The organism is Streptomyces sp. M41 (genome assembly GCF_043673425.1).
Classification (GTDB): Bacteria; Actinomycetota; Actinomycetes; order Streptomycetales; family Streptomycetaceae; genus Streptomyces.
Genome location: NZ_JBIMKE010000025.1, coordinates 93,519 through 116,951, shown reverse-complemented (window position 1 = coordinate 116,951; position 23,433 = coordinate 93,519). Strand labels below are relative to the sequence as shown.

At 72.9% G+C, this 23,433-nt stretch carries 23 protein-coding genes; 9 read left to right on the top strand and 14 right to left on the bottom strand.

From position 1 onward, the window contains the following. Positions 1 to 104: 104 nt before the first annotated feature. Positions 105 to 1,556, bottom strand: a complete 1,452-nt coding sequence (locus ACHBTE_RS26835; RefSeq protein ID WP_394726673.1) for an FAD-dependent oxidoreductase — start codon at positions 1,554 to 1,556, stop codon at positions 105 to 107. A 27-nt stretch (positions 1,557 to 1,583) separates the two neighbouring features. Further along, on the bottom strand, positions 1,584 to 2,816 hold the full coding sequence (locus tag ACHBTE_RS26830; protein ID WP_394726672.1) for a polysaccharide pyruvyl transferase family protein: 1,233 nt from the start codon (positions 2,814 to 2,816) through the stop codon (positions 1,584 to 1,586). A gap of 312 nt (positions 2,817 to 3,128) precedes the next feature. On the opposite strand from ACHBTE_RS26830, the gene ACHBTE_RS26825 reads away from it, so the two are divergent. Continuing rightward, entirely contained in the window at positions 3,129 to 3,323 is a 195-nt protein-coding gene (locus ACHBTE_RS26825; RefSeq protein WP_394726671.1) for a hypothetical protein, read from the top strand. A 184-nt stretch (positions 3,324 to 3,507) separates the two neighbouring features. Then, positions 3,508 to 4,074: a hemerythrin domain-containing protein gene (locus ACHBTE_RS26820; protein WP_394726670.1), complete on the top strand. Its 567-nt coding sequence runs from the start codon at positions 3,508 to 3,510 to the stop codon at positions 4,072 to 4,074. A gap of 96 nt (positions 4,075 to 4,170) precedes the next feature. Here ACHBTE_RS26820 and ACHBTE_RS26815 read toward each other — a convergent pair whose 3' ends face one another. From ACHBTE_RS26815 to ACHBTE_RS26790, 6 genes are all read right to left on the bottom strand, one after another. Beyond that, complete coding sequence (locus ACHBTE_RS26815; protein ID WP_394726669.1) at positions 4,171 to 4,701, bottom strand: hypothetical protein; 531 nt, start codon at positions 4,699 to 4,701, stop codon at positions 4,171 to 4,173. Positions 4,702 to 4,909: 208 nt separating this feature from the next. After that, complete coding sequence (locus ACHBTE_RS26810) at positions 4,910 to 5,677, bottom strand: metallophosphoesterase (protein ID WP_394726668.1); 768 nt, start codon at positions 5,675 to 5,677, stop codon at positions 4,910 to 4,912. Continuing rightward, a complete protein-coding gene (locus tag ACHBTE_RS26805; RefSeq protein ID WP_394726667.1) occupies positions 5,674 to 5,961 on the bottom strand; it encodes a BON domain-containing protein in 288 nt (95 codons plus the stop codon). The genes ACHBTE_RS26810 and ACHBTE_RS26805 overlap by 4 nt, the downstream gene beginning before the upstream one ends. Further along, positions 5,958 to 6,653 carry a hypothetical protein gene (locus ACHBTE_RS26800; RefSeq protein ID WP_394726666.1) on the bottom strand — a complete coding sequence of 232 codons (696 nt, stop codon included), beginning with the start codon at positions 6,651 to 6,653 and terminating at the stop codon, positions 5,958 to 5,960. Before ACHBTE_RS26800 ends, ACHBTE_RS26805 begins: the two co-directional genes overlap by 4 nt. A 267-nt stretch (positions 6,654 to 6,920) precedes the next feature. Beyond that, the gene (gene katG / locus ACHBTE_RS26795; protein ID WP_394726665.1) at positions 6,921 to 9,134 is read right to left on the bottom strand and encodes a catalase/peroxidase HPI; all 2,214 of its coding nucleotides are present in this window, start codon (positions 9,132 to 9,134) and stop codon (positions 6,921 to 6,923) included. 51 nt (positions 9,135 to 9,185) lie between these two features. Continuing rightward, positions 9,186 to 9,623 (bottom strand): Fur family transcriptional regulator, encoded by a 438-nt coding sequence (locus ACHBTE_RS26790; protein WP_394726664.1) that lies wholly within the window; start codon positions 9,621 to 9,623, stop codon positions 9,186 to 9,188. Between the two features lie 245 nt (positions 9,624 to 9,868). Here ACHBTE_RS26790 and ACHBTE_RS26785 point away from each other — a divergent pair, with 245 nt between their 5' ends. Next, a complete protein-coding gene (locus ACHBTE_RS26785; protein ID WP_394726663.1) occupies positions 9,869 to 11,242 on the top strand; it encodes an alpha-lytic protease prodomain-containing protein in 1,374 nt (457 codons plus the stop codon). Positions 11,243 to 11,341: 99 nt separating this feature from the next. Here the strand turns inward: ACHBTE_RS26785 and ACHBTE_RS26780 are convergent, their stop codons facing one another. From ACHBTE_RS26780 to ACHBTE_RS26760, 5 genes are all read right to left on the bottom strand, one after another. Continuing rightward, positions 11,342 to 12,334: a serine hydrolase domain-containing protein gene (locus tag ACHBTE_RS26780; RefSeq protein WP_394726681.1), complete on the bottom strand. Its 993-nt coding sequence runs from the start codon at positions 12,332 to 12,334 to the stop codon at positions 11,342 to 11,344. A gap of 341 nt (positions 12,335 to 12,675) precedes the next feature. After that, a complete protein-coding gene (locus tag ACHBTE_RS26775; protein ID WP_394726662.1) occupies positions 12,676 to 13,599 on the bottom strand; it encodes a DUF6895 family protein in 924 nt (307 codons plus the stop codon). Beyond that, positions 13,596 to 14,615 carry a DUF6895 family protein gene (locus ACHBTE_RS26770; RefSeq protein WP_394726661.1) on the bottom strand — a complete coding sequence of 340 codons (1,020 nt, stop codon included), beginning with the start codon at positions 14,613 to 14,615 and terminating at the stop codon, positions 13,596 to 13,598. The genes ACHBTE_RS26775 and ACHBTE_RS26770 overlap by 4 nt, the downstream gene beginning before the upstream one ends. Next, entirely contained in the window at positions 14,612 to 15,325 is a 714-nt protein-coding gene (locus tag ACHBTE_RS26765) for a hypothetical protein (RefSeq protein WP_394726660.1), read from the bottom strand. Before ACHBTE_RS26765 ends, ACHBTE_RS26770 begins: the two co-directional genes overlap by 4 nt. A gap of 21 nt (positions 15,326 to 15,346) precedes the next feature. Further along, complete coding sequence (locus tag ACHBTE_RS26760; protein WP_394726659.1) at positions 15,347 to 15,532, bottom strand: hypothetical protein; 186 nt, start codon at positions 15,530 to 15,532, stop codon at positions 15,347 to 15,349. Positions 15,533 to 15,939: 407 nt separating this feature from the next. Between ACHBTE_RS26760 and ACHBTE_RS26755 the strand changes: the two genes are divergently transcribed. Both ACHBTE_RS26755 and ACHBTE_RS26750 read left to right on the top strand, forming a co-directional pair. Beyond that, entirely contained in the window at positions 15,940 to 17,364 is a 1,425-nt protein-coding gene (locus tag ACHBTE_RS26755; protein ID WP_394726658.1) for an amidase, read from the top strand. A gap of 82 nt (positions 17,365 to 17,446) precedes the next feature. After that, positions 17,447 to 17,893 (top strand): type II toxin-antitoxin system PemK/MazF family toxin, encoded by a 447-nt coding sequence (locus ACHBTE_RS26750; RefSeq protein WP_394726657.1) that lies wholly within the window; start codon positions 17,447 to 17,449, stop codon positions 17,891 to 17,893. A 21-nt stretch (positions 17,894 to 17,914) separates the two neighbouring features. On the opposite strand, the gene ACHBTE_RS26745 is transcribed toward ACHBTE_RS26750, so the two are convergent. Further along, positions 17,915 to 18,745 (bottom strand): TIGR02452 family protein, encoded by an 831-nt coding sequence (locus ACHBTE_RS26745; protein ID WP_394726656.1) that lies wholly within the window; start codon positions 18,743 to 18,745, stop codon positions 17,915 to 17,917. 307 nt (positions 18,746 to 19,052) lie between these two features. On the opposite strand from ACHBTE_RS26745, the gene egtA reads away from it, so the two are divergent. Genes egtA through egtD form a run of 4 tightly spaced genes read left to right on the top strand, consistent with a single transcriptional unit; the run spans position 19,053 to position 23,417 of the window. Then, positions 19,053 to 20,357, top strand: coding sequence for an ergothioneine biosynthesis glutamate--cysteine ligase EgtA (gene egtA / locus ACHBTE_RS26740; protein WP_394726655.1), 1,305 nt, complete (start codon positions 19,053 to 19,055; stop codon positions 20,355 to 20,357). Then, entirely contained in the window at positions 20,354 to 21,670 is a 1,317-nt protein-coding gene (gene egtB, locus ACHBTE_RS26735; RefSeq protein ID WP_394726654.1) for an ergothioneine biosynthesis protein EgtB, read from the top strand. The genes egtA and egtB overlap by 4 nt, the downstream gene beginning before the upstream one ends. Continuing rightward, positions 21,670 to 22,458: an ergothioneine biosynthesis protein EgtC gene (egtC, locus tag ACHBTE_RS26730; protein ID WP_394726653.1), complete on the top strand. Its 789-nt coding sequence runs from the start codon at positions 21,670 to 21,672 to the stop codon at positions 22,456 to 22,458. Before egtB ends, egtC begins: the two co-directional genes overlap by 1 nt. Next, positions 22,455 to 23,417: an L-histidine N(alpha)-methyltransferase gene (gene egtD, locus ACHBTE_RS26725; RefSeq protein WP_394726652.1), complete on the top strand. Its 963-nt coding sequence runs from the start codon at positions 22,455 to 22,457 to the stop codon at positions 23,415 to 23,417. The genes egtC and egtD overlap by 4 nt, the downstream gene beginning before the upstream one ends. Positions 23,418 to 23,433: the final 16 nt, after the last annotated feature.

Genomic DNA, 23,433 nt, shown 5'->3' with positions numbered 1-23,433 from the left:
TGGGTCTGCGCCCGGTGCGGCGAGAGTGCGTGCATGGCGTCGCACGGCAGGCGGGAATTTGACGACAGGGCCTAGGCGCCGGTCCGCGTGCCCACGGCCGGGGGTCAGGGTCGCTGTGGGGCCGGGTCACGCGGCCCGAGGCGCAGATGGGCGCCCTGCCGGGTGAGGACGCGCTGGACGAGGTGGTGGGGCACATCGCGGGGGCTGCGGCCGAGGCGTACGGCCAGCGCGGCGCAGACACCGGCCGCCTGGCCCGTCGCCATCGCGATGGGCATGACGCGGTAGGACGAGTGCGCCACGTGCGAGCCGGAGATGCAGCGTCCGGCGACGAGCAGGCGGTCCGTGTCCTGGGGCAGAAGACAGCGCAGCGGGATGTCGTAGAAGTGTCCGCGCGGGACCCGTTTGAGGACGGTCCCGCTGCCCCTGGGATTGTGGATGTCGACGGGGTAGGCGCCGTGCGCGACGGCGTCGGGGAAGGCGCGCGCCGCGAGGATGTCGTGGCCGGTCAGGTGGTAGTCGCCGAGGATGCGCCGGGTCTCCCGCACGCCGATCTGGACGCCGCTCTGTGCCACGTACGCCTTCTTGAAGCCCGGTACGCGGTGGCGCAGGAAGCGGTCGATCTGTGCCAGCTGGCGGCGCGCGGTGTACTCGGCGCGGCTGAGGTCCCATACGTCGGTGCCGAGCGCCCGGGTGACACGGGTGCTGTTGACGCTGACCTCGCGGGGGTGCGGGGTGCCGAAGAAGAGGATGTCCTCGCGTGGCAGGCGCAGTTCGCCGGCCTCGGTGGCCTCCTGGACGAGGTCCCACAGCCCGTGCACGCCCCGCCACTGGTCGGGGTGGTCCTTGACGTATTCGGCGAACTGCGGTTGCAGGAAGTCGACGACGCGGAACATGAGCGTCATCGGCTGCACCAGCCCGTCCTCCGGCCGCCCGATCTCGTACGGCGCCCCGGCCGCCGCGGCGATGTCACCGTCCCCCGTGCCGTCGACGACGACATCGGCGTCGATCACGACCGGGCCGGACTTGGTTTCGAAGACCACCCGCCAGCCGTCGTCGAGGGGCAGCGCGGCCGAGGCGAAGGAGTGGAACAGCATGCGTACGCCCGCCTCGTCGAGCAGTTCGAGGAGGACGAGTTTGTAGGTCTCCGGGTCGAACGGCACGGTGTAGCCGGTGGCGGGGGACGGCGGGATGCAGCCGCCGCGTGCGGTGAGCCGGTCCAGCAGCAGCCACAGGAATCCGGCCACCACCGGTTCGCCCTCACCGTGGTCGGTGGGCAGCAGCCGGCTGCCGTGGCCGTCCCCGTCGAACATCGCCTGTTTCTGCTCGTTGTGGAAGGACATCAGCGGCATCACCAGTGCCACGGTGGCATTGCCGCCGAGGAAGCCGTAGCGCTCCACGAGCACCACGTCGGCGCCCGCCTCGGCCGCGGCACAGGCCGCGGCGGTGCCGGCCGGACCGCCTCCGACGACCAGGACGTCCGTCCGGCCGCCGTGCCGGGCCGCCCGCGGGGGCAGGGTGACGCTCTCGGCGGGTTGGGGTGGTTGAAGGATCGGCATCGCATCGTCCCGTCGGATCGGTGGTGCTCACGGAGCCGACGGGGTCACCACGTCATGCAGATGGAGGTCCGCCGTGCGCTGTGGCCCGGCCGCGCCGCCGTCGATGGAGTCCAGCAGGAAGCCGCAGCGGGCGCAGGTCTCCCGGGACAGTCCCTGCAGTCCCCGCACCCGCGTGGTCAGGTCCGCCCGCCGCCGCGGGAACTCGTCCCAGAGCCGGTCCACCTCCGCGAGCAGCAGCCCGGCCTGTTCCCGCGCCACACCGACCAGTGCGGGCGCGCCGGTCCGGCGGGCGAAGTCGAAGACCTTTCCGGAGTACGGCAGGGGCAGCACGGGCAGGCCGGCGAGCGCGGCGAAGATGACCACGTGCAGCCGCATGCCGACGACCATGTCCAGATGGCTCATGAAGCCGAGGATCTCGCCGGGGCTGTAGGAGTTGTGCAGGATGCGGCCCAGGTCGGGGGCGCTCATCCGGGAGAGCACGCCGTGGGCGTGGCGGACGTCCTGGCGTTCCATCGGCACGAACACGACATGGGCGTCCAGGCGGCGGGCGAGGAACTCGGCGACGTCGGCGAGCAGTGCGTGGTAGTCGTCCTCGTCGAGTTTCTCGGCGGCGCGGCCGGGTTCGCGCACGGACATGCCGATCAGGCGGGTGTCGGTGGGCAGGCCCTCCTGTCGCATCATCTGCTCGGTGAAGGGCTCCGGTGTGAGCAGCAGCGCGGGGTCGGCGGTGACGGTGAGTTCGCGGTCGACGCCGACCTCCTCCAGGACGAGGCGGGACTCCTCGTCGCGCACCACGACGTCGGTCATCTCCGGCAGCACGGTGCGCACGGCCTCCCGGTCGTCCCCCTCGCGCAGCGGGCCCGCGCCGACGGCGTAGGCGAAGGTGGGCACGCCGCGTTCGTGGGCCGCGTTCACCAGCCGCATATAGCGCCGGGCCTCGCCGTCGTAGAGGATCCCGCCGCCGCCCAGCACCAGCAGGTCCAGTCCGGCGAGCGTGTCGAGGAGGGGTTTTTGCGGGACGCCCTCCCAGTCGACGACCTCGTCGGCCTCCGGCTGGTGGGTGCGGGTGTGTGCGGCGTCGCGGCTGAGGACGACGAGCCGGGCGTCCGGCCGGTGGGCGCGCAGGCAGCTCAGAACGCACATCAGGATCGCTTCGTCGCCGGTGTTGCGCCCGCCGTACGAGCCGAGCAGGCCGATCCGCAGGGGGGACCGGGCGGGCGACGGGGACAGGGAGGGCGACGAGGACGGGTGGATCGTCATCCGGAACTCCCGTTCGGTGGAGCGAGCGGGGCCCCGCGTCCGTCCTGGACGGCGTCGCCGCCACGGGACCGCGGGGTGGGGTCTGGTGGGGGGCACCTGCCGCCGCGCGTATCAGGCCGGTAGGGCGGCGGGGCGGCACGGGCGGAGGTACGTTCGTAGAGCCAGTATGGGCGCTCCCGCACCGCGCGTCCTTTCCGCCGCCGGGCCGGGACGGCGCCCGGGGGTGCGCGGGCCGGTGCCCGACGGTGCCGGGCCCTCTCCCCCGCCCGAGTGGGCCGGCCCACCGGCCCGTGCGCAGGAGGGACGACCACGATGAGCGTGAGCCACCACACCCCGTCGCAGGCCGAGGGCGAAGCCGAAGAGTCCGAGACCCCTTGGGCCCACCACCCCGCTCCGGAGTACACGACACCGTCCCAGGCCGAGGGCGAACGGGACGACGGCCCCGAGACTGTGGAGGGCGTCACCGCGGCGGACACCGGGGCGCGGCGCGACGGGCAAGGCCCCTGACCCTGCGCCGTGCCTGTCGCCGCGGCCGATGGCGGCGGGGCCGCTCGGCGATGGGCCGTGACCGAGGTCCGGCGTCCGCGCGCCGGCGGCTGCCCCGCGGCCCCTGTGTGAGCCGGCCGACCGCGGGCACTCGTAGCCGGCGGCGGGCCCGACCGGGCCGCCGTTGAGGCTGGAGGTGAAGGACATGGGTCATGGTGGGAACGTCATCGACGAGCTGGTGACCGATCACCGCGAGGTCGAGGAGCTCTTCGGCCGGATCGAGGCGCTTCCGTCCGGTGACAAGGACCGCAAGGTGTACGCCGAGCAGGTCACCATGGAGCTGGTGCGGCACTCGGTCGCCGAGGAGGAGTACCTCTACCCGGCCGTGCGGGAGCACGTCGCGGGCGGGGACGCCATCGCCGACAGGGAGATCGACGATCACTCCAAGGCCGAGCGGATCATGAAGGATCTGGAGGGGTGCGACGCAGGCGATCCGGAGTTCGACCGCCTCTGCCAGATGCTCATGGCGGAGGTCCGCTCGCACATCGCCGACGAGGAGCAGAACCTCTTCCCCAAGCTGCGCGCGGCGTGTCCGCCTCAAGCGCTGGACGACCTGGGCGACAAGGTGCGGATGGCCAAGAAGATGGCCCCGACCCGCCCGCATCCGTCCGCCCCGGACAAGCCGCCGGCCAACAAGCTGCTGGCCCCGGGAGCGGGCCTGGTGGACCGTATGCGTGATGCGCTGAGCGGTCGCGGCAAGAAGAAGGACTGACGGGACGGGCCCATTCGGGTCACCGCCCACGGTTTGATCACCGGCTCGGCTCGACTCAGCTTGGCTCGGCTCGGCCCGGTCCAGGTGCTCGGACGCTCAGGCGACCAGCGCCCGGCCCGGGCCGAGGCGTTCCTGGAGGCCGGCGCGGTGGAGGGCGGCCACCGGGGCGACGAGGTCGGGGTGGCGCAGCAGGGCGGCTGCTGCGCGGTCGTGGGCGTCGGGTGAGATCAGACGCCGGAACTCGGGAGGCACGCCGGTCGCGTGCTCGCCGACGGCGATCGCGGCGACCGCCTGCCGGGCCAGGTCGTCGTCGGTGAGCAGACAGGCCGCCCAGCTGGCGACGACCTCGTCGACCCAGGTGCGCCAGGCGAAGTCGTCCGCCTCGTCGTCGTACGCGGCGGCGTCCGCGCCGGTGAGCCAGTCCAGGGCACCCGAGCCGCCCGGGCCCGCCATCCCGACGAGGGCGGCGTCCGTCGGCGTCGGGTACCGCAGCCACGCCGCGACCGTCACGGCCTGGCGGGCCTGCACCTCGCCGAGGGCAGCGGCCAGTGCGCCGCCGCACGCGGGGTAGGAACGTGTCAGCCATTGGGTGGTCGCCGCGATGAGCGGGGAGAGATCTGCGAGCACTGCCGGGCCGTCCGAGGGGTCCGAGGGTACGGGCGATCGACGGGGAATCCATCTGATCAACGGGAGCCCCGCAACGGTAGCCCGGCGCTCCGGCCGCTGGACATGCCTGAACACCGATCAGCGACGTGGCTTCCCCCACACCGCGGGCCCACAACGCGGGCGCACACCGGCGGCCCGCTCCGCTCACCGGCCCTGACCAGCCCCCGCGTCAGCCCCGTATCCGGCCGGCCGAGGCTCCCGCCGTCGCGTGGTCGTGGCGGGACAGGTGGTAGACGTGGAAGGCGCGGCCGATCACCGGCTGGGCCACGTTGCGCACCTTCACCCCGCCGCTCGTCATGCCGTGCTCGCTGCCGAGGTGTGCGTGGCCGTGCACCGCGAGATCCGCGCCCGCCGTGTCGATCGCCTCGGCCAGCAGATAGCTGCCCAGGAACGGGTAGATCTCGGGCGGTTCCCCGGCGAGTGTGTCCGGCACGGGGGAGAAGTGGGTGAGTGCGATGCGTACGTCGCAGTCCTGCCCTGCCAGCTCCTGGAGGGACTCCCGCAGGGTGTCGGCGCGGTGGCGCGAGTATCTGACGAACTCCTTCATGATCGGCTCACCGAACTCACCGGCGCAGCGCCCCACGAACCCGCCGCCGAACCCCTTGGTGCCGGCCACGCCGATGCGTGCGTCCCCGTTGCCCACCACGGTCGACTCTCCTTCCAGGACCCGCGCGCCCGCGTCCTCCAGCACGGCGGCGACCTCCTCGGGACAGTCGGAGTGGTGGTCGTGGTTGCCCAGCACGGCGACGACCGGGACCGCCAGGCCCTCGATCTCGTGTGCCACCACCCGGGCCTCCTCCGGGGTGCCGTGGCGGGTGAGGTCGCCGGCGAGCAGCAGCACGTCGGCGCATTCGGGCAGCGTCTCGAAGGAGGGGCGGAGCCGGCCCTTGCTGTCGGGCCCCATGTGGATGTCCCCGACGGCCGCTATCCGGATCATTCGACCTCCTCGGCGTGGTCGGGCGCGGAGGAGTCCGCGACCACGATGTCGCTGTGGACGGCGATGCCCGACAGCTCCTCGCGCGCCATGCGCAGTACGTCGTCGCGGCACTGCGCGGAAGGCACGGTGCCGGTCAGCGAAACCGCCTCGCCGCGGAGCTCGATCCGCACCCCGAGCTCGCCGAGGTCCCCTGCGGCCAGGTGGTCGGCGAGATGGGCCACGCGGTAGTCCAGACCCTGGGTCGCTCCGGCGCCGGAAGCGGTGGGGGCGCCGTATCCGCTCATCGGGGCTCCTCTTGTGGGGCGATGACGTTCAGACGTTCGAGAAGAAAGAAGAACGCGGCGGGCATCGGTTCGTCACCGGAGGAGGCGCGAACGTCCTCCCAGTCGACCTTCTCGCGCAGGGCGCGGGCCGCGGCGAGCACCGGGCCGAAGTCGCAGTAGTGCTCCGAGAACGCCTCGACGAGCCCTCGCATGAGGTCGGTCGGCGCGAGGACGGGCATGCGCACGGAGTCGACCGGGAGCTCCTGCGCGCGGGCCAGCAGCTCCGTGGAGACCGGCCGGTGGGCCAGCTCGAAGAGGAGGTCGACCTCCTGGCCGAAGCAGGAGGTCTTGATCAGCCAGTCCTCCGGGGGCGTACGCACCGTGAGCCCGGCCTCGGTCAGCGTCTGCGTGACGTCCTGGGCGTCGAAACGGCGTATGCAGAAGTCGGCGTCGTGCTGGAGGTGACGGCTGCCCCCGTGGGCGTAGACAGCCACGCTGCCGGCCAGGGCGAATCCATGGCCCTTGGCTTTGAGCAGCGCGCCGATCTGCTTGGCCGCCTCCAGGATCGCCTGACTGCGGTCGAGGGGCGGTTCCTGCTCGTCGAGCGCGCCTGGTTCCCGCGACGACGGCTGCGCCGGGCCCTCCTCGACCGGGAGCAGTTCCGGAAATCCTGGTCGCCGGGCGGGCGTCGTGCTCTCCCGGTTCTGCGTCATGACGTCTCCGTTCGAAGCACGCCGGTCCTGTACGGGCCCGCTGCCCGGAGGCGGGGCGGGCCCGGTCCGGTCCCGGGTACCCGGCACGCCCGGTTCGATACGGGCTCCCGGCGCCCGTCGGTCCGTGCGGTGCCCGCGTCGCGCGCAGCCGCCGCCGACCACGACTTCGCCGAAGGCAGGACAGGGGCGCACACGAAGACGTCCAGGCCGGCCCCGGAGGGCCGGCCTGGACGTCTTATGTGGGACGGAGCAGGCGGAGCCGACAGGTCAGACCAGGTCGAACCGGTCAAGGTCCATGACCTTGGCCCAGGCCGCGACGAAGTCCTTCACGAACTTCTCCTTGGCGTCGTCGCTCGCGTACACCTCGGCGAGCGCGCGGAGCTCGGAGTTCGACCCGAAGACCAGGTCGGCACGGGTGCCGGTCCACTTGACCGAGCCCGAGGCGTCACGGCCCTCGAAGGTGGTCTGGTCCGAGGACGTCGACTTCCACGTGGTGCCCAGGTCGAGCAGGTTGACGAAGAAGTCGTTCGTCAGCTTGCCGGGGGTGTCGGTGAAGACGCCGTGCGACGAGCCGCCCTGGTTGGCGCCGAGGACGCGCAGGCCGCCGACGAGGACGGTCAGCTCGGGGGCGCTCAGGGTGAGCAGGTTGGCGCGGTCGAGCAGCAGGTACTCGGCCGGCAGCCGGTTGCCCTTGCCCAGGTAGTTGCGGAAGCCGTCCGAGGTCGGCTCCAGCGCGGCGAAGGACTCCGCGTCGGTGTGCTCCTCGGTCGCGTCGACACGGCCCGGAGTGAAGGGGACCGTCACGTCGACGCCGGCGTCCTTGGCGGCCTTCTCCACCGCGGCGGAACCGCCGAGGACGATCAGGTCGGCCAGGGAGACCTTCTTGGCGCCGGAGTTGAACTCGGCCTGGACGCCCTCGAGGACGCGCAGGACCTGGGCCAGCTCGTCCGGGTCGTTGACCTCCCAGCCGCGCTGCGGCTCCAGACGGATGCGGGCGCCGTTGGCACCGCCGCGCTTGTCGCTGCCGCGGAACGTCGAGGCCGACGCCCACGCGGTGGAGACCAGCTGGGAGACGGTCAGGCCCGAGTCGAGGAGCTTGGCCTTCAGGGCCGCGGCGTCGGCGGCGTCGATGGCCTCGCCCTCGGCCTGCGGCAGCGGGTCCTGCCACAGCAGCGTCTCCGCTGGGACCTCCGGGCCGAGGTACAGGGACTTCGGGCCCAGGTCACGGTGGGTCAGCTTGTACCAGGCGCGGGCGAAGGCGTCGGCGAACTCGGCCGGGTTCTCGTGGAAGCGCTTGGAGATCGGCCCGTAGATCGGGTCGAAGCGCAGCGAGAGGTCGGTGGTGAGCATCGTCGGCAGCTTCTTCGAGCCGCCGTGGGCGTCGGGGATGATCGCCTCGGCGTCCTTGGCCACCCACTGGTTGGCGCCGGCGGGGCTCTGGGTCAGCTCCCACTCGTAGCCGAAGAGGATGTCGAAGAAGTCGTTGCTCCACTGGGTGGGCTTGGTGGTCCAGGTGACCTCGAGACCGGAGGTGATGGCGTCGCCGGCCTTGCCGGAGCCGTAGGTGGACTTCCAGCCCAGGCCCTGCTCCTCCATGGAGGCGGCCTCGGGGTCGTCGCCCACGTGGTCGGCCGGGCCGGCGCCGTGGGTCTTGCCGAAGGTGTGGCCACCGGCGATGAGGGCGACGGTCTCCTCGTCGTTCATCGCCATGCGGCGGAACGTCTCGCGGATGTCGCGGGCCGCGGCGATCGGGTCCGGGTTGCCGTTCGGGCCCTCGGGGTTGACGTAGATGAGGCCCATCTGGACGGCGCCGAGCGGGTTCTCCAGCTCACGGTCGCCCGTGTAGCGCTGGTCGTCGAGCCAGGTGGTCTCGGGACCCCAGTACACGTCCTCGTCGGCCTCCCAGACGTCGGCGCGGCCACCGCCGAAGCCGAAGGTCTCGAAGCCCATCTGCTCCAGGGCGACGTTACCGGTGAGGATCATGAGGTCGGCCCAGGAGATGGACTGGCCGTACTTCTTCTTGACCGGCCACAGCAGACGGCGGGCCTTGTCCAGGTTGCCGTTGTCCGGCCAGCTGTTGAGCGGCGCGAAGCGCTGCTGGCCGCGACCGCCACCGCCGCGGCCGTCGCTGATGCGGTAGGTGCCGGCGCTGTGCCACGCCATACGGACCATCAGCGGGCCGTAGTTGCCGAAGTCGGCCGGCCACCAGTCCTGCGAGGTGGTCAGCACCTCGGCGATGTCCCGTTTCACGGCCGCCAGGTCGAGGGCCTGGAACGCCTCGGCGTAGTCGAACTCCGCACCGAGCGGGTTCGCCACGACGGGGTCCTTGGCGAGGATCTTCAGGTTGAGGCGCTCGGGCCACCACTGACGGTTGCCGCCGCCCTGCGTCGGGTGCGCGGCGCGGCCGTGCGCGACGGGGCAGCCACCGCCCGTCTCCTCCGGCTTGGGGTCGGTGACGATCGCGTCGTGGTTCTCAGTCATGGAAATCCTTCCGGACGGGGTGGATCACGGTGCGCGGGTGGATCGACGTGTTCAGGAACTGCGGGCGGCTGAGCAGTCGGGGCACAGGCCCCAGTAGATGACCTCGGCCTCGTCGACGGCGAAGCCACGGTCGTCGGACGCGGTCAGGCACGGCGCGTGACCGACCGCGCAGTCGACGTCGGCGACGGTGCCGCAGGACCGGCAGACGAGGTGGTGGTGGTTGTCGCCGACCCGTCCCTCGTAGAGGGCCGGGCTGCCCGGTGGTTCGAGGCGGCGAATGAGCCCTGCCGCGGCGAGTGCGTGCAAGCCCTCGTACACGGCTTGCAGGGAGACATGTCCCACTCGATCACGCACCCCGGAGGCGATGGCCTCGACACCGAGGTGGTCACCGGCACGGACGGCCTCGAGCAGGGCGACACGCGCGGCGGTCACCCGCAGGCCGACAACGCGCAGCTCCTCGGCGGGGGTCGGGGTCTGGGATGCGGTCATGGGGCCACGCTACCCCGCTAAACACGAATGATTCAAGAAAACGAACGATGAAACTTTGACGCCCCGCCGACGACCCGCCGACGACCGCGCCCCCGCCCCGCCCCCATTGCGTCCGCTGGCGCACATGGCACCCCGCAACGCCCCCCAAAGCGCGAAAAAACATCACTTTCTGCATCGGCGCGTCGCTTTCCGTAAAGGTCTTCAGCTGTTCCACATCACCTCGGACCCCCATGGAGGTACATCGCATGCTCGGCAGACATGGCGCCGCTCGGCGCCGCGCCGCCCTCACCGCTCTCGCCACCCTCGTCCTCACCGGCGTCACCACCGCCGCCTCGGCCGAGCCGCCGCCCGCGCCCGCGTCCGGCGCGGCCAAGACCCTCGGTGCCGACCGCGCGCCCGCGGCGGTGCTGCGCGCGCTGGAGCGGGACCTCAAGCTGAAGCCGGGGCAGGCCGCCGAGCGGCTGGTCAACGAGGCCGAGGCGGGCGCCCGCGCCGGCCGCCTGCGCAACGCCCTGGGCACGCACTTCGCGGGCGCCTGGGTGCGGGGCACGACATCCGCCGAGCTCACCGTCGCCACCACGCACGCCGCCGATGTGTCGGCCATCGAGGCCCAGGGCGCCAAGGCCGCCGTCGTCAAGCGGCCGTTGACCGAGCTCCGGGACGTCAAGAAGCGGCTGGACTCGGCCGCCGACCGCATCAAGACGCGCGACACACCGGTCTGGTACGTCGACGTACCGACCAACCGCGTGATGGTCCAGGCGACCAAGCGCTCGGCCGCCCGCGCCTTCATCAAGGCGGCCGACGTCCGGGGCAAGGGCGTCGGCATCCGCGTGTCGAAGGAACGGCCGCGGCTGCTGGCGGACCTCGTGGGCGGTCAGGCCTACTACATCGAGAGCACCGCTCGCTGTTCCATCGGGTTCTCCGTGACCAAGGACCAGCAGCAGGGCTTCGCCTCGGCGGGCCACTGCGGTGAGCCGGGCGACTCGACCGCCGGCGCCAACCGGGCCGCGCAGGGCACGTTCCAGTCGTCCACGTTCCCCGGCAAGGACATGTCCTGGGTCGGCGTCAACAGCGACTGGACCGCCACGCCCGACGTGCAGGGAGAGGGCGGCCAGCGCACCCAGGTCACCGGCTCCGTCCAGGCGCTCGTCGGGGCGTCGATCTGCCGCTCCGGCTCCACCACCGGATGGCACTGCGGCACCATCCAGCAGCACGACACGAGCGTCAGCTACTCCGAGGGCACCGTCGACGGAGTCACCCAGACCACCGTGTGCGCCGAGCCGGGAGACTCCGGCGGCCCGTACGTCTCCGGCTCCCAGGCACAGGGTGTGACCTCCGGCGGCTCGGGTGACTGCACGAACGGCGGGACCACCTTCTACCAGCCGATCAACCCGATCCTGAGCGACTTCGGCCTGGTCCTGACGACCGCTCCCGCCGGGTCGGGGGCGTCCGCGCCGCAGGACAACGGGACGGTGGGCACCTGGGCCTCGGGCCGGGTCTACGAGGCCGGCACGACCGTCACCCACGCCGGGGTGCGCTACCAGTGCCTGCAGTCCCACCAGGCCCAGGGCGCATGGTCGCCGGTCGCCACGCCGGCGCTGTGGCAGCGGGTGCAGTAGCCGTACGAAGCAGCCGGTGCGGAGCTCCGCTCCGCACCGGCTGCTTCCTTCGCCTGTTCCCTGCCCCCGCCCTCCTGTTCCCCGCCCCCGCCGTGGCCCCTACTCCTCCGCGAGGATCCCGTAAGCCGTGCTGACAAAGGGGTCGTGGGCGCGGAAGCGGCGGGTGCACAGGGCGACCAGGGCCGTGCCCGTGTCGGGCCTGAAGCCGAGGAACGCCTGCTGGCCGAGGGTCGCCCCGCTGTGGAAGTACATCGGGCCGCCGTCGGTGGGGTGCCGGAACCAGGCCATCGTGTGGACGTGCCGGTGCCCGAGACCTCGGCGGAGCACGGGCGTGCGTACGGCCAGCAGCGCGTCGCTCAACGGGGCACCGGCCGGGTCGAGATGGGCTTCGAGAAACGTCAGCAGGTCGTGCGGGGTGGCGCGCAGGGCGCCCGCCGCCTGGAAGCCGCCGGCGTCGAAGGCGAGGGCGGGCGTGTGGCCGTCCTTGCCGTGGCCGACGGCGTCGGTCTGGGGGCCCTGTGCTGCCAGGGCGGTGCCGCGCAGGCCGAGGGGACGCAGGACGTGGGCGGCGAGCAGCTCCTCCCATGCCGTGCCGGTGGCCGCGGCGACGGCGTGGCCGAGTACGGCGACGCCGAAGTTGGAGTACTGCCACCGGGTCCCGGGCCGGTGCCGGGGCCGGCGGCGCAGGAAGGCGTCGACGACCCGCTCGGCCGGGTAGCGGCCGTAGGGGTTGGTGCGCCAGGCGGGCAGCGCCCGTGGGTAGAAGTCGGCGGGCAGGGCGGGCAGTCCGGCCGTGTGGGTGATGAGGTGGGCGAGCGTCACCGGGTCCGCGTCCGTCCGCCGGGCGGGATCCAGACAGGCCGCGGCCGGCTCGCCCCCGGTCAAAGCGCCGTGCTGGATGAGCCGGGCCAGCAGCAGCCCGGTGAACGTCTTCGTGGCCGAACCGATCTCGTAACGCAGCTCCCGCCGGCCGCCGGACGGGGAGGCGGCGGTGCCGCCGCAGCACAGGACCCGGCGACCGCCCCGGGACGCGGCGAACACCACGTCCGGCGCCTCCACGGCCTCGACGGCCCGCTCCAGGCGCGCCGACAGCCCCTCGTCACTCGCGAGACCGCCACCGACGCGGTGCCGCTCCGCGGCAACGCCCCCCGGTTCACTGCCGTCGGCGGCGCCGTGCGCCAGGAGACGGGCGTCGACACCGTCCTGGAGAACCTCGCCACCCCGCAGCCCCCGACCGTCACCGCCACCCCGCACCGCCGATCCCGCACCCCCCGCCGGAAATTCAGCCGCGCCCGAAGCACCCCCCGAGCCCCTGCCCTCCGGGCCGCCCCCCGTCCCCGCGGTCTCGGGGTCTCCTCGCAACCCGCCGACGAGCACCCCACCCGCCGACTCCCCCGCGTCGGCCACCCCGGGCCACGGCACGCCCCGTTCGCTCATGACGTCGCGGCGTGGGTCAGTTCCGTCAGGGACCGGGACGTGGCCAGTACCGAGGCGAACGCGGCGACCAGGGTGGGGTGGTAGACGACGTCGAAGACCTCGTCGTGGGCGCCCTCGGGCATGTCGCGGACGGCCGGCATCGCGCCGTCGGCTTGCTGTGCGGCGGCGAAGCCCTCCCAGGCCCGCTCGTCCAGGGTGGGGCGGGGCAGACAGGCGTCGACGACGAGGAGTTCGCCGAGCAGGTCCCAGCGCTTGAGGTCCAGCCAGTCGTCGATCCAGACCGGCAGCCACATGGCGAGGTAGTCGGCGATGTCCGGCGGCAGGGCCTCGGGGTGCTCTCCCCAGTCGGTGAGATGGAACACCGTGTGGGTGACGTCGTAGGCGATGTGCCCGCTGACCGTCCAGGGTTCGGGCGTCCGGGCCAGCCAGGTGGAGCCGACGAGGTCCGCCTCGGGGGTGCGGGGCGTGAGGCCGAAACGGCGCTGGAACGCGGCGAGTCCGAGGCGTCGGGTCGGGTCCAGTTCTAGGGCGTCCCAGCTGTCGAGCCGGTGATAGAGGACGGTTGCCCGCTCCACCTCGGGTTCGCTGTAGCCGAGTTCCTTGTACGGGAGGTACACCTCGAACGGGATGGGCGAGAGCGGTTCGATGCGCTGTCCGCGCACCAGCATGCGACCGCCGTCCAGGCTCTCCCGCCAGGTGTGGTCCAGGAGCCGGCGTGCCAGCTCCGCCTGGCGCGAGCCGGCGACCCCTTCGCGGAACAACACCCGGCAGATCAGGGCCAGTTCACCGACCGGCTTGAAGCGCTCCAGGAAGCCGATCTCCGGATCGACGTCGGGTTCCAGGCGGAATCCGTCACGGTGGGCCCACAGCCACTCCAGGGCGCGCACGCCGACGGTGTGCATCAGACGGGTGTCGGTCATCCTGGCACTCCTTGTCCCCCGTAGCGGTTGTGCACGCCGCCCGCCCGCGCCGCGAATGCGTCCTCAGGTCCGCCGCCGTCGTCCCCGCTGCCGTCGCCGGTCAGGCATGTGGCGGTCTGCACCGCCGCGAACGCGGCCATCAGCGTGGAGTGGTAGCAGCGCAGGAAGTCCGGCTCCCGGTCCGGTCCGGCGTCGGCGGCGGGACGTTGCTCGGGGAGCGCGCCGGAGTCGAGCTGTTCGCGTGCGATGCGGGTCCAGGCGTCCTGGAGGGTCGCGGGGTCGGGCGGGCCGGGGAGGCTCGCGGCCACGACCAGCAACTCGCAGCTCAGGTCCCACATCCCGGCGTCCAGACAGGTGTCGAGCCAGGACGGCAGCCAGTGTGACAGGTAGTCGGCCAGGTCCTCGGGCACGCCCGCGGGGACGCGGCCCCAGTCGGTCAGGTGGAAGACGACGTGGGTGAGCGCGTATCCGCTGGAGCGCTCGAAGGTCCAGGGTTCCGGCAGTGCGCCCAGCCAGGTCTGCCGCAGCACCTGGGAGACCTGCTCCGGCCGGTGGATGCCGCTGCGCCGTTCGGCCTTCAACACGCCGAGCCGCCGCGTCGGTTCCTGTTCGGTGAGCCGCCAGCCGCGGGTGCGGGCGGTGATCGCGGCGGCGGCCTCGTACCCGGGATGGCGGAGCCCGGCCGAGGCGAACACGGAGTAGATCTCCAGGGGATAGGTCGCGAAGGGCTCCATCCGCTGCAGGCGCAGGAAGAGTTCGCCTCGGCCGGTCTGCTGCCAGGCGAACCGCAGCAGATCCGCCGCGCACAGATGCAGCGGATCGGACGGCGGGGTGTGCGAACGGATGCTCGCACACGTCTGGGCCAGCTCGCCGAGCGGCTTCCAGGTGGCGTCCACGTGGCCGTCCTCGGTGAGCGCGTCCTCGCCCAGCGCGAACTCGCCCCGGTGCGCGGACAGCCACGCCAGAGCGGCGGCGCCCACCTCCCGGATCTCCGGGACGCCCATGGTGGCCGTCATACGAGTGCTCCGGCCACCCGCATGACCCGTGCCGCCTGCACCTGGAGGGCGACGCGGGGATCGCCGCCGCCCATCAGCTCCACGAAATCCAGCCCGGCCTCGAGGCCGAGCGTGTCGGGAACCCCGTCGAGCAGGGTCAGCCAGCGCCCGGCGCCCGCCGCCTGCTGCCAGTCCCTGCGGCGCACGGCGCGTACGAAGCCGCGGGCCACGTCCACCGGCCGGCGCCGGGCCGCCAGGGTCACGGCGCAGTCCTCACCGGGCACCGCGAGCGGGGCCAGGACCGCGAGTTGATGGGTGAGCACCTGCCAGCTCGCCGCGTCGAGCCAGCCGGCGTCGGGTTGCGGGACGGTGTCGTCCCCGTCGGCCGCGCCGTCCGGGTGCGGGTCGAGGCGTCGCAGGGTGCGGGTCATGGCCCAGTGGCTCCACCTGACGGTGGGCGCCGCGTCCGGGCGCGGCGGGAACGCCTCCACCGTCCTCGAAAAGACGGTGAGTGCCTCTGGTGCCGGGGGTGTGGGGAAGAGGACGTGCGGCAGCAGCAGGTCTGCTCCCAACACGCGTACGGCCGCGAGGGTGAGGCTTCCCTCGGGGTCGTCGACCGTTTCCGTGCCGGACATGCGCACGTGGTCTCCACCCCGCAGGGCGGAGACCACGTCGGACGCAAGGTCCTGCACCGCGCCCTGCAAGAGGGCCGAAGTGCCTGACTGCTCCATTCAGCGGCTCCCGTCGTCCACTCAGCCCTTCTTGGGGCGAGGGGTCGGCGGGGACAGCAGCAGCTTGGTGTCTGCCGAGAGCAGCGCCAGGGCGGCGCATTCCCGGCTGTCGCGGAAGACTCCGTCGGGCTCGGTGGGGTCGAGCGCCGCTTCGAGGTCGGTCCGGACGCCGGTCGTTTCCTTGATCGCCTTGTCAACGGAAGGCATAACACCATCTCCTCTGGGGTCAGCCATAGCCTCCACAACCAAGGTCACCACACCGCCACAAAGCGCGCATCTTTTCCCAGAAGGCTTATTACGTCACTCTTTCAACATCCCGGGCTCCCACCCCGGCCGACTGCCGTACGGCGGGAACAGGCCCTCGCGGTCGGCCCGTTCAGCCGGCGGGCGACGGCCGAGCCACCCGGACTCCGCGAGTCATCCGAACTCCGTTATTCCGGCGCGGAGTTGACAGTCCGCGAGGACACGACGGGGCGCGGCCGGCGCATGTGTGAGGATGCGGGCCGTACGGGGAACCTTGGAGGAACCCGCGAGCCGCGCGCCGCCGAAGCGTTCCGCCACCGCCCGCGGGACGTTACCGTTCAGTAGACAACGTCGTCCCGGAGGTGCCCCGTATGACACCCGACCGTGCCGTAGGCCTCGCCGAGTCCGCCCGTGCGCTGGCCGACGGGGAGGTGACGTCGGCGGCGCTGGTCGCCCGGGCGCTGGCGCGGATCGAGGCGACCCAGGGGACGCTGAACGCCTTCCGGGTGGTCCGGGCCGAGGCCGCTCTCGCCGAGGCCGAGGCCGCGGATGCCGAACTGGCCGCCGGGGGACGCCGGCCGCTGCTCGGGGTGCCGGTCGCGGTAAAGGACGACATGGACGTGGCGGGCGAGCCGACCGCCTTCGGATGCGGCGGGGAGTTCCCGCCGGTCGCCGAGGACGGCGAGGCGGTACGGCGGTTGCGCGCGGCCGGGGCCGTCATCGTCGGCAAGACCAACACCTGTGAGCTGGGGCAGTGGCCGTTCACCGAGGGGCCCGCCTTCGGCGCCACCCGCAATCCGTGGAGCCCGGAGCACACCCCCGGTGGCTCCTCCGGCGGTTCGGCCGCGGCCGTGGCCGCCGGGCTCGTGCCCGCCGCGCTCGGTTCGGACGGCGCCGGCTCGGTGCGCATCCCCGCCTCCTGGACCCATCTGATCGGCATCAAGCCGCAGCGGGGCCGTATCTCCACCTGGCCGAAGGGCGAGTCGTTCCAGGGCATCACCGTCAACGGCACCCTCGCCCGTACGGTGGCCGACGCGGCCCTGCTGCTGGACGCGGCGGCCGGCAACCACGACCTCGACCCGCACCGCCCGCCGGCGGTCGACGCCCGGGAGGCGGTGGGCCGGGAGCCGGGCCGGCTGCGCATCGCGCTCTCCCTCAAGCCGCCGTTCACCGCTCTGCCGGCCCGGCTGCACCCCGAGGTGCGGGCCAGGGTCGTCGAACTCGCCGAAAAATTGAGCGCGTTGGGGCACTTCGTCGAGGAGGCCGATCCGCCGTACGGCCAGATCGGGCTGACCTTCGTCCCGCGCGCCACGGCCGGGATCGCCGAGTGGGCCAGCGAGGTGCCCTTCCCCGCGCTGCTCGACCCGCGCACCCGCAGCGCCGTCCGGCTGGGCCGGCTGCTCGGCGGCGCCCCGCTGCGCGCGGCCCGGCGCGCGGAGGCGGTCCTGCACCGCCGTATCGGCAGGTTCTACGAGTCGTACGACGTCGTCCTCGCGCCCACAACCGCCGCTCCCCCGCCCCGGATCGGCGCGATGCTTCAGCTCGGCGGGTTCGCCACCGACCGGGCGATGATCGCCGCCTGCCCCTACGCCTGGCCGTGGAACGTGCTGGGCTGGCCCGGTGTCAACGTCCCCGCGGGATTCGTGGGCGGTCTGCCCGTCGGCGCCCAGTTGCTCGGGCCCGCGAACAGCGAACCCCTGCTGGTCTCGCTGGCCGCGCAGTTGGAGGCGGACCTGCGCTGGCACGAGCTGTGGCCGCCGCAGCAGGACGAGACGGCACCGACCGCCGTCGTCTGAGCGGCGGCGGCGCCGAGGGTGCCCACGGAGGGGACGTGATCCCGTCGGCCGTACGCGCGAAGGCACCCCCTAAGGTGCCCCCGTGAGCACCTCCACCGAAGAGAACGTCCCGGGCCGCCGCGGCCGCACCGCGACCACCGAAGCCGACCCGCGCGCCATCGGGCCGGTACGCACCGAGTACTCCCCCGCCCATGACGGCGACCCCGATCCCGGGGAGATCGTCTGGACCTGGGTCCCGTTCGAGGAGAACGACGGTCGGGGCAAGGACCGCCCGGTGCTGGTGGTGGCCCGGGAGGCCGCCGGCACCTTTCTGGCCGTGCAGCTCTCCAGCAAGCGGCACGACGGGGACCGTGAGTGGGTGGCGATCGGCAGCGGGCCGTGGGACCGGTCCGGGCGCGATTCGTGGGTGGACGTGGACCGGGTTCTGCGCCTGCACGAGGAGGGGATGCGCCGGGAGGCGTGCGCCTTGGACCGGGGCCGGTTCAATCGGGTCCGTCACCGGCTGCACGAGCGCTACGGCTGGACCTGAGGGCGCCGGCGCGAAGGCGCGCTACGGCTGGAGGCGAGGGGCCGGGAAGGCCCGGTCGAACGCGGCTCGGACCGGGCTGTCCGACGCGCGGTCCAGGATCCCGAACACCACGTGCCCGAAGGCCCCGGCGAACCGTCCGCCGGGCCGGAGCAGCTTCTGGAAGGCGCCCGCGACCTGCGCCGGGTCGTTCCGGAACACGCCGCAGCCCCATGCGCCCAGCACCAGCCGCCGGTAGCCGTGGGCCGCGGCCGTCTCCAGCACCCGTTCGGCCCGTGCCGCGAGCGCGTGCGGCAGTTCGGCCTCGCGCTGTGGTGCCGTGCGCCGGACGACTCCCGCGTTCGGTGCGGCGGCGGTGAGGAAGCCGGCGGTGTACGGCTCGTCGAGGAGTCGGCCGCGGTCGTCCCGGAAGACGGGGACCCCGGGTGAGTGGACGACCCTGTCCGTATAGAACGGGTCGCGGTGGGCGCGGTGGTGGTCGTAGAACTCGCGGGCCATGAGCAGGCAGGTGTACAGCGCCGAGGCACGGCACAGGGCCTCTTCCTGGGCCTGCGCGCCGTTCAGATAGCCGCCGCCGGGGTTGCGGGCGGAGGCGAAGTTCAGCACGGCCGTCCCGTCGCCGAGCCGGCGGGCCGCCTCCAGGCTGCTCTCGCCTGTGACCTCGAAGAACGTCTCGGCCAGGCGGACTTCCGGCACCGGCACCGGCACCGGGTCCGGACCATACATCCGTGTGCCGTCGCGTGCGGCCCTCAGTGCCGCCGCCAGGGACACCTCGTGGCCGTCCGGTGCGCGGTACGCCCCCGCCGCCACGATCTGTTCCGTCTCTCGCGCGATGCCGCGCAGCCGCGCGCTCATGGCGCCACCCCCGTGTGCGCCATGACCACGCGACCGCGCCGGCCGCTCGCGATCTCCCCCGTCGTGCTCACCCAGGCATCCTGAGCGATGCTGGTGATGCGGTGCAACAGAGTTTCCCGGCCCCGCCGCCGGTCGAGAACGGCCGGGAAACGCCCTGCTGACGGACCGGAGAGCGGAGGTGACCGACCCGGAACGTGGCGGTACGCACCCTTGTGCGAAGCGGCGCGAGGGTCTTGGGTGGGACGAGTGTGCCGTCCCACCCACAAGATCCGGGACGGTGCCACCGTGGACACTCAGGAGGATCCCCATGTCCGATTCGGTGAGTGACTGTACGGCGCAGCCGCGCCCCGCAGTCACCGAAGCCGAGGTGGAGGCCCTGGTCAGGGGCATCTGCTTCAAGACCGGCCCGCCCCGCGCGCTCGGGGTCGAAGTGGAATGGCTCGTCCATGAGCTGCGCGCACCGCAGCTCCCCGTGACACCCGAACGACTCGAAGCGGCCTACGCCGCACTGCGTACCGCGCCCCTGAGGTCGGCGTTCACCGTCGAACCCGGCGGTCAGCTGGAGCTGAGCTCGCCGCCCGCCGCCTCGCTGATGGAGTGCATCGGTACCGTCTCCGCCGACCTCGAGATCGCCCGCGCGGTCCTGCGCCGGCACGGTCTCGGCCTGGTCGGCATCGGCAACGACCCCTGGCGCCCGCCCCGCCGCTTCCTGCGCGAGCCGCGCTACGACGCCATGGAGGCCTGCCTGGACCGCATGGGCCCGGCCGGCCGCGCCATGATGTGCACCTCGGCGTCCGTGCAGGTGTGTCTGGACGCCGGACACGAGGAACCGGGCCCGCTCGGGCACGGGCGGCGCTGGTGGCTGGCCCACCAGCTGGGCGCGGTTCTGGTGGCCGCCTTCGCCAACTCGCCGCTGGCCGGCCGCGAGCCCACCGGCTGGCAGTCCACCCGGCAGCTGCTGTGGATGGAGATCGGCGCCGGCCGCGCGGGCGCGCCCCCGCTGGACGGCGACCCGCGGGCCGCCTGGGCGCGGCACGTCCTGGACGCGCCGGTGATGTGCGTACGCCGGGACGGCGGGCCGTGGGACGTCCCGGACGGGCTGACCTTCCGGGAATGGACCAGGTCCGGGGCGCCCAGACCACCTACGCGGGAGGACCTCGACTACCACTTGACGACCCTGTTCCCGCCGGTCAGGCCGCGTGGCCACCTGGAACTGCGCATGATCGACGCCCAGCCCGGCGAGGACGGCTGGATCGTTCCGCTCGCCGTGACCACCGCGCTCTTCGACGACCCCGAGGCCGCGGAGACCGCCTATCGCGCGGTGAAGCCGCTGGCCGAGCGCGGCCTGTCGCTGCCCGCGCCGCACAATCCGCTGTGGATCGACGCGGCTCGCAGCGGGCTCGGCGATCGGGAACTGCGGGAGGTGGCCGACACCTGTTTCACGGCGGCGCTGGAGGCGCTGCCCCGGCTCGGGGCCACCAGTGAGGTCACGGCCGCCGTGGCCGCGTACCACGACCGCCATGTCAGCCGGGGCCGCTGCCCCGCCGACGATCTGCTGGACGAGTACTACGGCACGGACCGCACCTTGCACGGGAAGGACCTGCGCACATGACCGACCCCGCCCTCGAAGCCGACACCCTCCGCGAGCGGGCGCTGACCACCCTGACCACCGCCCGTGCCCGGACCACCCTGCTCACCAGCTGCGTCGACGACCCCGACCTCACCGCCCAGCACTCACCGCTGATGTCCCCCCTGGTCTGGGACCTCGCGCACATCGGCAACCAGGAGGAGCAGTGGCTCCTGCGGGCGGTCGCCGGACGGGAGGCGATACGGCCCGAGATCGACGGCCTCTACGACGCCTTCGAGCATCCGCGCGCGGCACGCCCCTCGCTGCCCCTGCTGCCGCCCGCCGAGGCCCGCGGCTACGCCGCCGAGGTGCGCGGCCGGGTGCTGGACATCCTGGAGAGCACCGCGTTCCACGGGACGCGGCTGACCGAGGCGGGCTTCGCCTTCGGGATGATCGCCCAGCATGAGCAGCAGCACGACGAGACCATGCTGATCACGCATCAGCTCCGCACGGGCCCGCAGGCCCTGACCGCCCCTGACCCCGACCCGGCGCCCCTGTTCACGGGTCCGTCCGAAGTCCTGGTCCCCGGGGGCCCGTTCACGATGGGCACCTCCACCGAGCCCTGGGCGCTGGACAACGAACGCCCGGCGCACCGGCGCGAGGTGCCGTCGTTCTACATCGACACCACGCCGGTGACGAACGCCGCGTACCGGGCGTTCATCGAGGACGGCGGCTACGACACCGAGCGCTGGTGGACGCCGGAGGGCTGGGCGCACATCCGGCAGTACTCGATCCATGCCCCGCTGTTCTGGTACCGCGACGGCAAGCAGTGGCTCCGCCGCCGCTTCGGCGTCACCGAGGCCGTGCCGCCCGACGAGCCGGTGGTGCACGTGTGCTGGTACGAGGCCGACGCGTTCGCCCGCTGGGCCGGGCGCCGGCTGCCCACCGAGGCCGAGTGGGAGAAGGCCGCCCGGCACGACCCGGCCGGCGACCGGTCGATGCGCTACCCGTGGGGGGACGGCGATCCCGCGCCGGAGCACGCCAATCTCGGCCAGCGGCATCTGCGCCCGGCACCCGCGGGCAGCTATCCGGAGGGTGAGTCGCCGCTCGGTGTGCGGCAGTTGATCGGTGACGTGTGGGAGTGGACGGCGAGCGACTTCCTGCCCTACCCGGGTTTCCGGGCCTTCCCGTACAAGGAGTACTCCGAGGTGTTCTTCGGGCCCGAGTACAAGGTGCTGCGCGGCGGTTCGTTCGCCGTGGACGCGGTGGCCTGCCGGGGCACCTTCCGCAACTGGGACCATCCGATCCGGCGGCAGATCTTCTCCGGGTTCCGCACGGCCCGTTCGGAGGCCGTCTGATGTGCCGTCACCTTGCCTATGTGGGCCCTGAAGAACCGCTCGGCCGACTCCTCGTGGAGCCCGCGCACGGTCTGTACCGCCAGTCGTGGGCGCCCCGTCGGCAGCGGTACGGGACCGTCAACGCCGATGGCTTCGGCGTCGGCTGGTACGCCGAGGGGGACCCGGTGCCGGCGCGGTACCGGCGGGCCGGGCCCATCTGGGCGGATCCGTCCTTCGCCGACCTCGCCCGGGTCGTACGCAGCACCGCGCTGCTCGCCGCCGTACGGGACGCGACCGTGCCCGGCGCCGACCAGGAGGCAGCGGCGGCGCCGTTCGCCACGGGCTGCTGGCTGTTCAGCCACAACGGCGCCGTCAAGGGCTGGCCGGGGTCGCTGACCCCGCTGGTCGCGGGCCTGCCCGCCGAGGACCTGCTGCGGATGGAGGCCCGCAACGACTCGGCGTTCGTGTGGGCACTGGTCCTCGCACGGCTGCGCGGCGGCGACGACGAGGCGCAGGCTCTGGCCGACACGGTCGCCGAGGTCGCCGAGGCGGCCCCCGCGTCCCGGCTCAACCTGCTGCTCACCAACGGCGAGACCATCACCGCGACCGCCTGGGGCGACACCCTGTGGTATCTGGCCCGGCCCGGCGGCGGCACCGTCGTGGCCTCCGAGCCCTACGACGACGACCCGCACTGGCAGGAGGTCCCCGACCGGACCCTCCTCGCCGCGAGCGGCACCGATGTGCTGCTCACCCCGCTCAAGGAACCGAACGACGCCCTGGCACCACCATCGAAGGAGCCCCGCACGTGAGTCCGTTCCTTCTCACCCGCACCCTGCCCGAGGACGCCACCGACGCCGCGCTGCGCGCCGATGTCCTCAAGGGCCTGACGAGCACGCCCAAGACGCTGCCGCCGAAGTGGTTCTACGACGCCAAGGGCAGCGAACTCTTCGAGCAGATCACCGAGCTGCCCGAGTACTACCCGACGCGCGCCGAGCGCGAGATCCTCGTCGACCGGGCCCACGAGATCGCCGCGGTCACCGGCGCCCGCACCCTGGTGGAGCTGGGCTCCGGCTCCTCCGAGAAGACGCGGTACGTCATCGAGGCGCTCACCCGGCTGCACACCTACGTCCCCGTGGACGTCAGCGAGAGCGCGCTCGCGCAGGCCGGGCACGCGCTCGTCGAGGAGCGGCCCGAGCTGGCGGTGCACGCGCTGATCGCCGACTTCACGGGCGGGCTGGCCCTGCCGGACACGCCGGGGCCGCGGCTGCTGGCGTTCCTCGGCGGCACGATCGGCAACCTCCTCCCTGAGGAGCGGGCCGCGTTCCTGACCTCGGTGCGGGCCCTGCTCTCCCCCGGGGACGCGCTGCTGCTCGGCACGGACCTGGTGAAGGACGAACGGGTCCTGGTCCAGGCGTACGACGACGCGGCCGGGGTGACGGCCGCCTTCAACAAGAACGTCATGGCCGTCATCAACCGCGAGCTGGGCGCCGACTTCGCTCTCGACGCCTTCGACCACGTGGCACTGTGGGACGCGGACCGCGAGTGGGTCGAGATGCGGTTGCGGTCCCGCAGGGCGCAGACGGTGAAAGTGCCCGCGCTGGGTCTCGCGGTGGAGTTCGCGGCGGGCGAGGAGCTGCGCACCGAGGTGTCGGCGAAGTTCCGCAGGGACGGGGTACGCGCCGAACTCGCGGCGGCCGGACTGGAGCTGGCGCACTGGTGGACCGACTCCGAGGAGCGTTTCGCGCTGTCCCTGAGCGTGGTGCGGTGACGGACGGCTCGCGCGA

Coding starts and splice junctions, on each gene's coding strand:
- ACHBTE_RS26835 (WP_394726673.1), bottom strand. CDS start 1,556: ATGCCGATCCTTCAACCACCCCAACCCGCCGAGAGCGTCACCCTGCCC.
- ACHBTE_RS26830 (WP_394726672.1), bottom strand. CDS start 2,816: ATGACGATCCACCCGTCCTCGTCGCCCTCCCTGTCCCCGTCGCCCGCC.
- ACHBTE_RS26825 (WP_394726671.1), top strand. CDS start 3,129: ATGAGCGTGAGCCACCACACCCCGTCGCAGGCCGAGGGCGAAGCCGAA.
- ACHBTE_RS26820 (WP_394726670.1), top strand. CDS start 3,508: ATGGGTCATGGTGGGAACGTCATCGACGAGCTGGTGACCGATCACCGC.
- ACHBTE_RS26810 (WP_394726668.1), bottom strand. CDS start 5,677: ATGATCCGGATAGCGGCCGTCGGGGACATCCACATGGGGCCCGACAGC.
- ACHBTE_RS26805 (WP_394726667.1), bottom strand. CDS start 5,961: ATGAGCGGATACGGCGCCCCCACCGCTTCCGGCGCCGGAGCGACCCAG.
- ACHBTE_RS26800 (WP_394726666.1), bottom strand. CDS start 6,653: ATGACGCAGAACCGGGAGAGCACGACGCCCGCCCGGCGACCAGGATTT.
- katG (WP_394726665.1), bottom strand. CDS start 9,134: ATGACTGAGAACCACGACGCGATCGTCACCGACCCCAAGCCGGAGGAG.
- ACHBTE_RS26790 (WP_394726664.1), bottom strand. CDS start 9,623: ATGACCGCATCCCAGACCCCGACCCCCGCCGAGGAGCTGCGCGTTGTC.
- ACHBTE_RS26785 (WP_394726663.1), top strand. CDS start 9,869: ATGCTCGGCAGACATGGCGCCGCTCGGCGCCGCGCCGCCCTCACCGCT.
- ACHBTE_RS26775 (WP_394726662.1), bottom strand. CDS start 13,599: ATGACCGACACCCGTCTGATGCACACCGTCGGCGTGCGCGCCCTGGAG.
- ACHBTE_RS26770 (WP_394726661.1), bottom strand. CDS start 14,615: ATGACGGCCACCATGGGCGTCCCGGAGATCCGGGAGGTGGGCGCCGCC.
- ACHBTE_RS26765 (WP_394726660.1), bottom strand. CDS start 15,325: ATGGAGCAGTCAGGCACTTCGGCCCTCTTGCAGGGCGCGGTGCAGGAC.
- ACHBTE_RS26760 (WP_394726659.1), bottom strand. CDS start 15,532: ATGCCTTCCGTTGACAAGGCGATCAAGGAAACGACCGGCGTCCGGACC.
- ACHBTE_RS26755 (WP_394726658.1), top strand. CDS start 15,940: ATGACACCCGACCGTGCCGTAGGCCTCGCCGAGTCCGCCCGTGCGCTG.
- ACHBTE_RS26745 (WP_394726656.1), bottom strand. CDS start 18,745: ATGAGCGCGCGGCTGCGCGGCATCGCGCGAGAGACGGAACAGATCGTG.
- egtA (WP_394726655.1), top strand. CDS start 19,053: ATGTCCGATTCGGTGAGTGACTGTACGGCGCAGCCGCGCCCCGCAGTC.
- egtB (WP_394726654.1), top strand. CDS start 20,354: ATGACCGACCCCGCCCTCGAAGCCGACACCCTCCGCGAGCGGGCGCTG.
- egtC (WP_394726653.1), top strand. CDS start 21,670: ATGTGCCGTCACCTTGCCTATGTGGGCCCTGAAGAACCGCTCGGCCGA.